This is a genomic window from Paenibacillus sp. fava2, from assembly GCF_058313675.1.
Genome location: NZ_CM177755.1, coordinates 2316092 through 2329043, shown reverse-complemented (window position 1 = coordinate 2329043; position 12952 = coordinate 2316092). Strand labels below are relative to the sequence as shown.

9 protein-coding genes are annotated in these 12952 nt (G+C 51.7%); 6 read left to right on the top strand and 3 right to left on the bottom strand.

All coding sequences use genetic code 11. From position 1 onward, the window contains the following. The first annotated feature begins 632 nt into the window (after positions 1 to 632). From AC4G46_RS09695 to AC4G46_RS09670, 6 genes are all read left to right on the top strand, one after another. Positions 633 to 1670 (top strand): LacI family DNA-binding transcriptional regulator, encoded by a 1038-nt coding sequence (locus AC4G46_RS09695; RefSeq protein ID WP_221802690.1) that lies wholly within the window; start codon positions 633 to 635, stop codon positions 1668 to 1670. 302 nt (positions 1671 to 1972) lie between these two features. Then, a complete protein-coding gene (gene pgmB / locus AC4G46_RS09690) occupies positions 1973 to 2635 on the top strand; it encodes a beta-phosphoglucomutase (protein WP_491127746.1) in 663 nt (220 codons plus the stop codon). A 332-nt stretch (positions 2636 to 2967) separates the two neighbouring features. Further along, positions 2968 to 5286 carry a glycoside hydrolase family 65 protein gene (locus AC4G46_RS09685; protein WP_491127745.1) on the top strand — a complete coding sequence of 773 codons (2319 nt, stop codon included), beginning with the start codon at positions 2968 to 2970 and terminating at the stop codon, positions 5284 to 5286. Positions 5287 to 5365: 79 nt separating this feature from the next. Further along, positions 5366 to 7054, top strand: a complete 1689-nt coding sequence (locus tag AC4G46_RS09680) for a glycoside hydrolase family 13 protein (RefSeq protein ID WP_491127744.1) — start codon at positions 5366 to 5368, stop codon at positions 7052 to 7054. A gap of 90 nt (positions 7055 to 7144) precedes the next feature. After that, entirely contained in the window at positions 7145 to 8032 is an 888-nt protein-coding gene (locus AC4G46_RS09675) for an AraC family transcriptional regulator (RefSeq protein ID WP_491127743.1), read from the top strand. Between the two features lie 187 nt (positions 8033 to 8219). Then, complete coding sequence (locus AC4G46_RS09670) at positions 8220 to 9065, top strand: DegV family protein (protein ID WP_491127742.1); 846 nt, start codon at positions 8220 to 8222, stop codon at positions 9063 to 9065. 412 nt (positions 9066 to 9477) lie between these two features. Here AC4G46_RS09670 and AC4G46_RS09665 read toward each other — a convergent pair whose 3' ends face one another. The 3 genes from AC4G46_RS09665 to AC4G46_RS09655 form a co-directional block, all read right to left on the bottom strand. Continuing rightward, a complete protein-coding gene (locus AC4G46_RS09665; protein WP_491127741.1) occupies positions 9478 to 11082 on the bottom strand; it encodes a PAS domain-containing sensor histidine kinase in 1605 nt (534 codons plus the stop codon). A 177-nt stretch (positions 11083 to 11259) separates the two neighbouring features. Then, positions 11260 to 11958 carry an ABC transporter permease gene (locus tag AC4G46_RS09660; protein ID WP_491127740.1) on the bottom strand — a complete coding sequence of 233 codons (699 nt, stop codon included), beginning with the start codon at positions 11956 to 11958 and terminating at the stop codon, positions 11260 to 11262. Beyond that, positions 11942 to 12859 (bottom strand): ABC transporter ATP-binding protein, encoded by a 918-nt coding sequence (locus tag AC4G46_RS09655; RefSeq protein ID WP_491127739.1) that lies wholly within the window; start codon positions 12857 to 12859, stop codon positions 11942 to 11944. Before AC4G46_RS09655 ends, AC4G46_RS09660 begins: the two co-directional genes overlap by 17 nt. Positions 12860 to 12952 lie beyond the last annotated feature (93 nt).

The window sequence follows — 12952 nt, the reverse complement described above, 5'->3', positions numbered from 1 at the left end:
TGCATCATGCCGTGAATGGGTTCACTTTCCGCCGTGGCTGCTCAGACCCTCTTAAGCCTGTTCCCTCCTTCTCATAATGAATGTTGAATGTAGTGCTTCTTCCAAATCCACGAACACTAGCGCAAACGTTTGCAAAAGTAAGCAAAGGACGCTGCCGCCATCAAAAAACAGACTTTAGGGTTACTCCTGCATGACAAACACACTTGTAAGCGCTTTTAAGTTCTGTTTACCATATTAATCCTCGTTTTAAAGCGTTGTCAACTGTAATTCTTTATTTTTCAGGAACAATAATACAGGAAGCTCACTGAAAATATTTTCAGACAGTTGCACATAATTGCACAAACCTCTCTGCAAAAAACCAATAAGGAAACCGGTTTTCTCAATGAAAACCGTTTGCACACTTCTATATTCCGTATTTGACGCCAAGATAGCCAACTACGCCGCTGAAAGCCCAACCCTGCCCGAGTTTGTCTGATCCCGCTGTAAAAACATGCAAAATCGGGCCGCGAATCGTGGATATTATTCCAAAAAGGCAGCAAAACAGCCTGCTGCAGGACTTTCTCTATTTACAATTATCAGCACTTCGATTAATATTACTGTGTAAAGCAAACGGTTCCATGAAGGAGGTTTCTATGACAGTTACCATCAAGGATGTGGCTAAGAAAGCGGGAGTTTCTCCCTCCACGGTATCCCGGGTGTTGTCAGGCCATCCCAGAATCAGCCTAGAAACTTCCCGTAAAGTGAAAACGATCATGGAGGAAATGGGCTATACTCCGAACATGATGGCAAAGAGCCTGGTTTCGAAAACAACCAACAGCATTTGCATCATCCTGCCGAAGCCGGCCGAGGAGCTTTTCTCCAATCTGTTCTTTATGGAATTGATCCGAGGGATTGTCACCCAGTCAAGCCGTTCAGGCTATGATGTACTGATCAGCTCCGGAGCCAACGAGAAGGAAGAGCTTGAAGCTGTTTCCCGCCTGCTCAAGGGACGCCGTGTTGACGGCGTTATTCTGCTGTACTCACGTAAGGATGATGCGGTTATTGATTTTCTCGAATCCGGCGGATATCCGTTCGTCCTCGTTGGACGAAGCGACCGCTATGAGGATATATTATCCGTGGATAACGACAATGTCATGGCAGCCTTTGACGCCACGAATCATCTGATTTCAATGGGTCATGAGCGTATCGGCTTTGTCAGCGGACCACCCAATCTGATCGTTTCGCGCGACCGTCTCGAAGGATACCGCAAGGCTATGCAGAACAGCGGTCTCGAGATGCGGCCTGAATGGATTGTAGAAGGCGAGTTTCTGCAGGACAGCGGCTACCGGGCGATGTCATTCTTTATGAATCTCCCGAACCGGCCGACAGCACTGGTCGCGGTCGATGATATGGTCTCTTTCGGCGTACTGCGCGGACTGAATGAGCTGAAATACAAGGTTCCCGAGGATCTGGCGATTGTCAGCTTTAACAACATCCCGCTCTCGGAATTGTCCAGCCCGCCAATCAGCAGTATTGACATCGGTATTTATCATCTCGGATATACGGCTTCCCAGGTGCTTATCCAGACCATCCAGAAGCCTGACAATGATCCCGGATATACGAACCGTTTCGTCATTCCTCACCGTCTGATCGTGAGAGAGTCATCCATGTATGCCCCAGGCAAGAAATGACCCAGGATTCAAAAATAAATGAAGCAGTCCGATGCTTCATTTATTTTTTCGAATATTGTACAAACGTTTGCGCTAAATTTCGGTTACAGCTATTCAAAACCGGAACCCTCATACCGAATCTAGTTCTATACACAGAAACGACGGGAAGCAAGCGCTAACAATACTCAGCATGCTTCCGAAGCAAGTTTTGTACGAAGGATTTCAGGAAGCGCAGCTCACAAAACTTAGTCCATGCTTCCGAAGTGAGTTTTGTACGAAGGATTTCAGGAAGCGCAGCTCACAAAACTTTTAGGAGGTTCAACATGTCAGAAATCAAAGCCTGCCTGTTCGATTTGGACGGCGTTCTCGTGGACACCGCCAAATATCACTTTATTGCCTGGAGAGAGCTCGCCGAGCAGCTCGGCTTCGTATTCACCGAACAGGACAACGAGCGGCTCAAGGGTGTCAGCCGGGCGGCCTCGCTGAATATTCTGCTGGAGATCGGCGGACTTACATTCAGTGAAGAGGACAAAGCGCGCTTTGCCGAGCAGAAAAACAACCGCTATGTCGAATACATCTCCAAGATGGACAGCTCCGAGATTCTGCCGGGCGCCCTCTCCTTCCTGCAGGAATGCCGCGAAGCCGGGATCAAGGTCGCCTTAGGGTCTGCCAGCAAAAATGCGATGGCCATCCTGAACAACACCGGCCTGACTCCTTACTTCGATGCCATCATCGACGGGACACACACCAGCGCCGCCAAGCCTGATCCTGAGGTCTTCCTGCTGGGCGCACAGGCGGTAGGCATTGCCCCTGAGCATTGCGTCGTATTCGAGGATGCCGAAGCCGGAATCCTGGCCGCAACCCGCGCCGGCATGCGCAGCATCGGCATCGGCTCACCGGAAACCCTGGCCGAAGCAGATTTCGTCGTCCCTTCGCTCGCCCAGGTCAGCGTATCCAAGCTGGGAGAATGGTTTGCAGCGGTTTGATGAATATTAACCGGTAATTGCGAAATGCGTCTGTTACTGCCCTACTACTTATAAAAGAACTATCTGTGAGAGATCTGAAGACACGTGATTAGCGGAGAAGGTAAAAGGAATGTGAAGAAGCGCCAGCGTTCGCCTGAAAGCTTTCCGCAGGAAAGTTCTCTTCGAAAGCCTATGCTGTCCCCGGATGCTTACCTTATAACTTCAATCTGAGCATCCGGGGACAACAGCGATCGTAACATCCTTTTACATTCGGAGCGGTTCCCCACGTGACCGTAATGTCGAACCAATAGTTCCATTTATATCATCCCTCATTTAAAAGGAGCCCAAAAACAATGAAACAATATCTCAAAATTGATGAATGGTCCATCATTGAAGAATCCTTTGATCCGCACACCCAGGAAATTTCCGAGAGTATCTTCAGCATCGGTAACGGCTACATGGGCGGCAGAGCCAACTTTGAAGAGCAGTACAGCGGCCACAGCCTGCAGGGCAGCTACATGGCAGGCGTCTACTATCCGGATAAAACCCGGGTCGGCTGGTGGAAAAACGGCTATCCGGAGTATTTTGCCAAGGTACTGAACAGCACCAACTGGATCGGCATCAACATTGATATCGATGGTACACCGCTCGATCTGGCAGCCTGCACCGTGACCCAGTTCCGCCGTGTACTTAATATGAAGGAAGGCACACTGTTCCGCAGCTTCACGGCTGAGCTTGAAGACGGCAAGCAGGTACAGGTGGAGAGCATCCGCATTGTCAGCATGGCCCGTCATGAGATCGGCGCGATCCGTTACTCGGTTACACCGCTGAATTTTGCCGGTACGCTTACTGTTACTCCTTACCTCGACGGGGACATCAAGAACAAGGACTCCAACTATGACGAGAAATTCTGGAATGAAGTGGAGAAGCACAGCGGTACAGAAGGCGGCTATCTGACACTCAAAACGAAAAAGCTGGACTTCCATGTGACTTCGGCCTTCGCTTTTGACATTGTGGTTAACGGTGAAAAGGTTACTGCCGAAGCTGAAGCGCTTGAGCAGGAGAAATATGTGGGCAGCAAAGTGGCGCTTTCTGTGCAGTCCGGCGACCAAGTGGTTATTTATAAGTATGCCGCCAATGTAACCTCCCGCAATTACGGCCTGGGCCAGCTTGTTGAAGCCGCCCACAGCGCATTGAATGGTGCCCGCGAAGCCGGCTTTGTTACCCTGCTGAACGAGCAGGCTGCAGCCTGGGGCGACAAATGGAAGGAAAGCGACATTATTATTGAAGGCGACGTGTCGGCGCAGCAGGCGATCCGCTTCAATATTTTCCAGCTGAATCAGACCTATACCGGAGAAGATGACCGTCTGAACATCGGGCCTAAGGGCTTTACGGGTGAAAAATACGGCGGCAGCACCTACTGGGACACTGAAGCGTATTGCGTGCCGTTCTACCTGAGTACTGCGGATTCCGGCATTTCGCGCAACCTGCTGATCTACCGCTACAAGCATCTGGAGAAGGCTAAGGAAAACGCGCGCAAGCTCGGCTTCAAAAAAGGTGCACTCTACCCGATGGTGACCATGAACGGTGAGGAATGCCACAACGAGTGGGAAATTACGTTTGAAGAGATCCACCGCAACGGCGCAATCGCTCACGCCATTTACAACTATGTGAACTACACCGGCGACAAGGCATACCTGGGCCAATACGGTCTTGAGGTGCTGGTGGAAATCTCCCGCTTCTGGGAGGAACGCGTGCATTATGTGCCGCGCAAGGATCAGTATGTCATGCTGGGCGTTACCGGCCCGAACGAATACGAGAACAATGTCAACAACAACTGGTACACCAACCGGATTGCTGCCTGGACGATGGAATATACGCTCGAAGCACTGAAGTACCTGCAGGAGAACGAAGCTGCCCGTTACGCAGAGCTGGCTGATAAGCTGGAGCTGCTGGACAGCGAAACGGCCAAGTGGAATGAAATTATCGGCAAAATGTACTATCCATCCGATGAGGAGCTCGGTATCTTCCTGCAGCAGGACGGCTTCCTTGATAAGGAAATTATTCCGGTGAAGGAAGTGGCTCCGGAGAATCTGCCGCTCAACCAGAAATGGTCCTGGGACCGCATCCTGCGCTCCTGCTACATCAAGCAGGCCGACGTCCTGCAAGGGCTGTATTTCCTGGGTGACCGCTATGATCTGGATACGAAAAAACGGAATTTCGACTTCTACGAGCCGATCACCGTTCATGAGTCCTCCCTGTCCCCTTGCATCCATGCCATTCTGGCCTGCGAGCTGGGCTACAAGGAAAAAGCCTATGAGATGTACCTGCGTACTTCCCGACTTGATCTCGACAACTACAACAACGATACGGAAGACGGCTGCCACACTACAAGTATGGCAGGCACCTGGATGTCGGTTGTACACGGCTTCGGCGGACTGCGCGTTCTGGCAGACCGGCTGATTCTGAATCCGTCCAACCCGGGCCACTGGACCTCGTATTCGTTCAAAATCATGTTCCGCGGCTCACGGCTCAAGGTTAACGTTACCGATGCACAGGTAACAGTAACCAACGAGACCGATGTACCGGCGGCACTCACGATTCACGGCAAAGAATATACTGTGAACGGGCTTAGCAGCGTCACTGCTGAAGGTTCCTCGGTAACGGCATAATTTTTGGCGGCCCCGGGACTTAGGTCCACGGGGCTTTTTATGTGGGTACACAAATAAGCATATAAAAGGAGTCGTTACAATGAACAGAGCTTTTTGGAAAGAAGCCGTTGTTTATCAGATCTATCCCCGGAGCTATCAGGACAGCAACGGAGACGGCATCGGCGATCTGCGCGGGATCATATCCAGGCTGGACTACCTGAAGAAGCTCGGCGTCGATGTCGTCTGGCTGTCCCCGGTCTATAAGTCGCCGAACGACGACAACGGTTACGACATCAGCGATTATGAGGACATTATGGATGAGTTCGGCACGCTGCAGGATTGGGAAGAGCTGCTGGCCGGGCTGCATGAACGCGGAATCAAGCTGATGATGGACCTTGTCATCAACCATTCCTCGGATGAGCATGCCTGGTTCGTAGAGTCCCGCTCCTCCAAGGATAATCCGTACCGGGATTATTATATCTGGCGCCCGGGCGGCCCGGATGGCGAGTTGCCGAACAACTGGAGCTCGATCTTCAGCGGTCCGGCCTGGGAGCTGGATGAAGCAACAGGTGAATATTACCTGCACCTGTTCTCGCGCAAGCAGCCGGATCTGAACTGGGAGAACCCCAAGCTGCGCGAAGCGCTCTACAAGATGATGACCTTCTGGCTGGACAAGGGTGTAGACGGACTGCGGATGGATGTCATTAACATGATCTCCAAGGTAGACGGCCTGCCTTCAGTCAAGCGCGACGATCTGGAGCCCGGCAGACTTGCAGGGGGCGGCGAATTTTATATGAACGGCCCGCGGGTCCATGAGTATCTGCAGGAGATGAACCGTGAGGTGCTGTCCAAATACGATGTGATGACCGTCGGGGAAACCCCGGGAGCCAGTGTCGGGGATGCGATTCTCTATACAGCCGAGGACCGCAAAGAGCTGCAGATGGTATTCCAGTTTGAGCATATGGACATTGATTCCGGTCCCGGCGGCAAGTGGGAGGTTACACCGTGGAGTCTGAAGGGGCTGCGCTCTATTTTGCATAAATGGCAGGTAGGGCTTGCTGAGCAGGGCTGGAACAGCCTGTACCTGAACAATCATGACCAGCCGCGTATGGTCTCACGTTTTGGGCATGACGGTGAATACCGCGTCCAGTCGGCCAAAATGCTGGCTACCCTGCTGCATACGCTAAAAGGGACTCCTTACATTTACCAGGGCGAAGAAATCGGTATGACCAATGTAAAGTTCCCTGTGCTGGAAGACTATAAGGATATCGAAATTCTGAATATGTACCGGGAAAAGGTTACGGAGGGCGGCGCGGATCACGATACGATTCTGAATGCCATCCATGCCAAAGGCCGTGACAATGCCCGCACTCCGATGCAGTGGGACGACTCGGCAAACGCCGGCTTTACGGAAGGCACACCATGGCTCAAGGTCAATCCGAATTACAAGGATATCAATGTAGAGCAGGCCTTAGCGGACTCCGATTCCGTTTTTTATTACTACCAGCAGCTGATCGCCCTGCGCAAGGAACACCTCATTATGTCCTATGGCGAATATGAGCTCCTGCTGCCGGATCATGAATATATTTATGCTTACACCCGGACACTGGATAATGAAAAATGGCTGGTGCTGCTTAATTTCAGTGGTATTCCACAGCTCGTAGAGCTACCGGAAGAGCTTGCCGCTGTAAGCGGTAAGCTAATCGGCAATTACCCGGACGAGCCGGCTGCCGCCGAACGGGAAACCCTGCGTCCTTATGAAGCCAGAGTGTACCGGCTCGGAAACTGACAGAAGTGCCTGTAGTACGTTATACTTTGAAAAGAAACCTGTCATTAATGAGCAGAGAATAACAGGACTGGTTCCTCTGACCATGATAGGATGAACTCAAAGGGAGATGACAGCGTCTTGGAATGGCTGATCCGGATGAAGGAAGCTATGGATTATATGGAGAGCAAGATGACCGAACCGCTGCGAATCGAGGATGTGGCAGGGATCGCACATGTATCTCCGTTTCATTTTCAGCGGATGTTCAGTATGCTGACCGGCTTTACGGTGGCAGACTATATCCGCAAGCGCAGGCTGACACTGGCTGCCCAGGAGCTTGCAAGCTCCAAGATCAGGGTGCTGGATGTAGCGCTGAAATACGGCTATGACTCACCGGAATCCTTTGCCAAGGCGTTCCGCAAGGCCCATGGGCTTACTCCCTCGGCGGCGCGTGAACCCGGGGTACAGCTCAAAGCGTTCCCCCGCCTCTCTTTCCACCTATCATTGAAGGGAGATCAGGAAATGGAATACAAAATTGTGGATAAGCCGGCTTTTAACGTAATCGGCAAATCAATACAGGTTACCTGCAAGGACGGAGAGAACTTCCGCAGAATTCCCGAGTTTTGGAACGAATGCAACGAGGACGGCACCTCGGATGAGCTGATTGGACTTGCTTCAGAGGAAGCATGGCTCGGTATCTGCATGAGCATGGACATGGAAAAGGATCTGCTGTCCTATTGGGTCGGGGTCCAGGCGGATGAAGCTGCAGATCCGCATGGCTACGAGAAAGGCGTCGTTCCTGCTGCCAGCTGGGCGGTATTCACTTCCAAAGGACCATTGCCGCATACGCTTCAGGCTGTCTGGCAGCGGATCTATCAGGAATGGTTTCCGGGAACAGGCTACCAGCATGCCGGCGGGCCGGAGATTGAGCTGTACCCTCCCGGAGATACATCAGCCGAAGATTATGTCTGTGAGGTTTGGATTCCGGTTGTCAAAAAATAACCGGTATTCTTCCAAGCTGCGAGAACCTAAAACAGTGAAGACCATCCCCTGCGGATGGTCTTTTTTCTATCAGGCTGTGATTTTTATTTTGAGATTCGGCATGGCCTTGGTATAATAGACAGATTATATGGTATTTCTGTAACTTATAATTGTGATCCGAAGTTCAGATTCGGTGAAGGAGAATTTAATGTCTAATGTAAAGATTTTTTCAGACAGCACTTCCGATTTGCCGCAAGGCTGGAAGCAAACGTATGATATCGGCATCGTTCCGCTGTACGTAGTATTTCAGGACGGTACATACAAAGACGGGGTAGACATTACACCCGAGGAAGTTTACCGCCGAGTAGCGGCTAACGGAGCTCTGCCGAAGACGGCTGCCCCGTCACCGGCTGACTTCATCGCAGCTTTTGAGCCGGTTATCGCAAGCGGCGGAGATGTAGTCTATATCAGCCTGTCTTCTGCCTTATCCTCTACATACCAGAATGCCCTGCTGGCTGCAGGCGAATTCCCGGAAGGACGCGTCAGCGTCGTTGATTCCGAGACCTTATGCGGCGGGATCGCGCTGCTGGTCATGAAGGCTGCCCGCGCAGCCGCCAAAGGCCATAGCAGTGCAGAAATTACCGCCATGCTGGAGCAGTGCCGCAGCCGGGTGGAGACTGAATTTGTCGTTGATACCCTTGATTACTTATATATGGGCGGCCGCTGCTCAGGGATGCAAAATTTTATCGGCAGCCTGCTGAAGATCCGGCCCGTTCTGCGGCTGATTGACGGCGCCATCGTGCCGGTCAGTAAAGTCCGCGGCAAAAAGGAAAAGGCTGTGGAGCAAATGCTGCAAAACGCGCTTGCCAATGTCAGCGAGATGGATCAGGAGCTGCTGATTATCGCCCATACGCTGGCCGAAGAAGACGCGAAGTTCCTGGAGAAGGCGCTGCGCGAGCAGACCAGCGTTAAGGAAATCGCCGTTATCAATGCCGGCTGTGTTATCGGCAGCCACTGCGGACCGGCTACTGTCGGTCTGATGTATATGCGCTAGGAGTGGTGGGACAACCTATCTACTTACGGGTTAGGGGCTGACGGGTTAGCGTAGTTAACGCTAAAACCTGCCCAAGGAGAGCCTGTGAAGATTTAGTTGGATTTTCGCCACTTAATTCAGTCTAATTTTAACTTTTACAATGATTAGTTGGAGAAACAACACCTATTATAGGCTCAATAGCCTTCCAGCGATGAAATCACTGAAATTAAGTAGCATTTTTCCAACTAAAGTTCCGAAGCCGCTGTTCTGGCGGAAAATAGGTGTCATAATTCCACTTAGTCTGTTGAGCACCCTCTGCAGCTGAAATGCAAACAACAAATAAGCCAGCCTGACCCCGGATCTCGGGGGCGGGCTGGCTTTTGTATTCATAATATTTACAATAGCTGTAACGTCCGCAAAAGGCACCGTCCTGTTACGCTTCCACCGTTTCCTTTACGAACGGGAGCATGAACCGGAAGATGGAGCCGCGGCCTTCTTCGCTCTCCACAAAAATGGTTCCGCCCATCAGCTCCACCAGCTGCTTGCAGATCGCAAGCCCGAGGCCGGTGCCGCCGTATTTGCGGTTAATGAACGGATGCAGCTGTGAGAAGGACTGGAACAGCAGGTTCAGCTTGCTGTCGGCAATTCCGACGCCGGTGTCACGCACCGAGAATTCCAGCAGATATTCCTCCGAGCCCGGCAGCGGTATATTCTTCACCGATAAGGTCACGCTTCCCCGTTCGGTGAATTTCAGCGCATTGCCGACCAGATTCACGATGATCTGCCGCAGACGGCTGGGATCGGTGGTTACAGCCTCCGGAACACTGGTATCAGCCCACCACCGCAGGGCAAGCTTCTTCTCCTCCGCCTTAGGCGTGAACAGGTCAATCACACTCTCAATCATCTCCCGCAGATCGAAGGTCTCAGACTGCAGCTGCATCTTCCCGGCTTCCATCTTGCTGAAATCGAGGATGTCATTCAGAATCTGCAGCAGACTGTAGCTGCTGCTCCGCAGAATCTCCGCATAGCTGCGCTGCTCTTCTTCAAGCTCCGTCTCCAGCAGCAGATCGGCCATGCCGATCATTCCGTTCATCGGTGTACGGATTTCATGGCTCATCATGGCCAGGAAATCGGACTTGGCCTGGGCTGCCTGCTCAGCCGATTCCTTGGCACGCCGGATTTCCCGTTCATTGGTAATATCGGCGAAGGAGAGAACTACCCCGCAGATCATGCCTTTGTCAAGCAGCGGAGCGATCCGGTAGCTTACAAAAAAGCTGGTGCCGTCCTTGCGCCAGAATATTTCGTCTGAGCTGCTGCGGATAACCCCGTCGTCCAGGGTACGTCGGATCGGGCACTCCAGCGTGGCATAGGAGGCGGTGCTGCCATGGGTCTGATTAATCAGGTCCATCAAATGGACGCCGTACAGCTCTGAGGGATGATAGCCCAGCATGTCCGCGCCTTCCCGGTTGATAAAAATGGTACGGCCTTCGGTATCCAGACCAAAGATTCCTGCCGATACCGAATTCAAAATCAGGCTTAGCCGCATATCTTCAGCCATCTCGCGCATCAGCGCCGGCCGCTTCCCTCCCTGCTGCTCTGGATGCTCTTCTTCCGTCCCGGCTGCCGTGAGCCGGCTGAACCATTCTAACAGTGCTGCAGGGAGCAGCGCATTCACATCATAATGGATAATCGCAAACACACCGGCTATCCCCTCATCTGCCTTAACCGGAGCATACGTTATGGCGGGAGAGACGGATACGCTGCCGTCTTCCTCATTCGCTGCAAGCTCAAAGCTGGAGGTTACCCCTTCCAGGGCCGCAGTAAAATGTGCTTCACCGGGAGTCAGCGCCTCCTCGGTACCACTAAATGTGTGCGCCGGAGCGCACGGAACGGCAGAGCCGAAGGCCCGGTTGCTGTCCACGAATTTCCCCTGCCTGTCCAGTATGATAATCAGGTCGGGATGATGATCATATAACGATTTAAAAGCACCTTCCTCAGAAAGCACCCTGCCCAGAATGGCAGCCCAGTCTTTAAGCATTACCCACCTCCTCCGCTGCTCAGAACCTGCTATTATGCATCCGCAAATGCGGAAATTATCTATATATGTAGAAATTCCTGAATTAAGCTTTATTATAGCAAAAAAACCGCTTGCGGTCGCCAGAAAAACAGCGGCATCAAGCGGTTTTTTCACCTTTTTTATAGTCCAAATTTCCCGCTATGCTACGTCATGAGTCTCAATCTTGCGGATCGAGAGATAGGCAATGGCAACACCTGCAATTCCGAGAACTAATGAGACTCCTACCTGATTGCCCAGCCGGAAGCCGCTGAAGTTGGATGACAGGACGCCTGAGATCAGCACGCCGGATACGATCGTAGCCGGAACTGATTTTTTGCGCATCCCGAAGAATAACGGTATCAGCCCGATTCCTGCCGAGTATATTGCATCTGAAGCGGATATTGTAAGCTGTTCACCGATCAGCCCAGGCGTCAGCTCACCGGAGATGGCATTAACAAAGTAATGATTGAAGCCGACCATCGCCGCACCCACCGCCACATTGGATACAAAAATTGTAACCAGCATAAACAAGGAGACAATCAGCAGCTTGGCTGCCATCAGCTTTTTACGGGGGATCGGGTACATGAAGAGCAGGTCAATGGTATTATTCTTATACTCATCAATGACCAGCTTGCTGATCAGGACGGACCCGAAGACCATAAATACTACTTTTACGAAGATATGCACACCGTCAAAAACATCGGCATAGGTAGCGAAGTCACCCGGATCATCTATTTCTGTGAATACAACCAGCAGCATAAACAATATAATCGCCAAGGCTGCTATCAGAGATCCTTTAAACAAACTGATTCTGTTCTTGCGCAATTCAAGTCTGATCAGCTTAAGCAACGACTTCACCCCCCATCAGTCCGACAAAATAATCTTCGAGCGAATGCTGCTTCCGGTTCAGGCTCTCCAATTCCACATCAGCCGCCGCCAGCGCTTTGCTCAGCTCCAGCTGTGAGATTTTCTCATAAATCCGGATGGTCCGCGCACCCATTACCTTAAAGTTGCTAAGTCCAAGCGTATTCGTCAGCGTGTATACCGCTTTACTGCTGTTATCCGTGATCAGCTCGATATAGTCCGTGTCCCGACTGCGGATTTCATCCATGGCAACCTCCTCCAGCAGCACGCCGTCCCGGATTACGCCGATGGTATCAGCTATCTGCTCCACCTCACCCAGGATATGGCTCGAGATCAGCAGTGTCATCCCGTATTCACGGCTCAGCATGCGGAACACCTCGCGCAGCTCCTTGATGCCCAGCGGGTCCAGCCCGTTAATCGGCTCATCCAGAATCAGCAGCTCCGGCTTGGTCATTACCGCTCTGGCAATGCCCAGCCGCTGCTTCATGCCCATCGAAAACTGCTTGACCGGCTTCTTGTCTGTCCCGGTAAGATTCACCAGCTCCAGCGCCTCCTTCAGCGCCTTCGGGTCATAGTACCCCATGTATTCCCCGTGCAGCTCCAGATTCTCCCGGGCGGTCAGCTTGTCATAGAACACCGGATACTCGATGATGCAGCCCATGCGCTTGAGCATTTCGTAAGAGCGGGATGTCATCTTTTCGCCAAAAAATTCGATTTCGCCCGCAGTAGGCTTCACCAGATTGGTGATCATTTTCATCACCGTTGTCTTGCCGGCTCCGTTCGGCCCCAGAAAACCGTAAATTTCACCCTTCTTAATATTCATATTCACATTGTTCACGGCTTCTTTGCCCTGATAGACCTTGGTTAAATTCCACGTCCGCAGTATGGTTGTCATTTCCGTTATCCCCTTTGGCTTCGTTGTCTTCCTTGATTTATATAATACAGGGGGGAATTTTCTTTTTTATTACCTGTTTCTTACGAAAATCTT

What these genes read in the sequence shown, in the direction of transcription:
- AC4G46_RS09665 (WP_491127741.1), bottom strand. Translation starts at nt 11,082, where the DNA reads ATGCTTAAAGACTGGGCTGCCATTCTGGGCAGGGTGCTTTCTGAGGAA.
- AC4G46_RS09675 (WP_491127743.1), top strand. Translation starts at nt 7,145, where the DNA reads ATGAACTCAAAGGGAGATGACAGCGTCTTGGAATGGCTGATCCGGATG.
- AC4G46_RS09670 (WP_491127742.1), top strand. Translation starts at nt 8,220, where the DNA reads ATGTCTAATGTAAAGATTTTTTCAGACAGCACTTCCGATTTGCCGCAA.
- AC4G46_RS09655 (WP_491127739.1), bottom strand. Translation starts at nt 12,859, where the DNA reads ATGACAACCATACTGCGGACGTGGAATTTAACCAAGGTCTATCAGGGC.
- AC4G46_RS09680 (WP_491127744.1), top strand. Translation starts at nt 5,366, where the DNA reads ATGAACAGAGCTTTTTGGAAAGAAGCCGTTGTTTATCAGATCTATCCC.
- AC4G46_RS09695 (WP_221802690.1), top strand. Translation starts at nt 633, where the DNA reads ATGACAGTTACCATCAAGGATGTGGCTAAGAAAGCGGGAGTTTCTCCC.
- pgmB (WP_491127746.1), top strand. Translation starts at nt 1,973, where the DNA reads ATGTCAGAAATCAAAGCCTGCCTGTTCGATTTGGACGGCGTTCTCGTG.
- AC4G46_RS09685 (WP_491127745.1), top strand. Translation starts at nt 2,968, where the DNA reads ATGAAACAATATCTCAAAATTGATGAATGGTCCATCATTGAAGAATCC.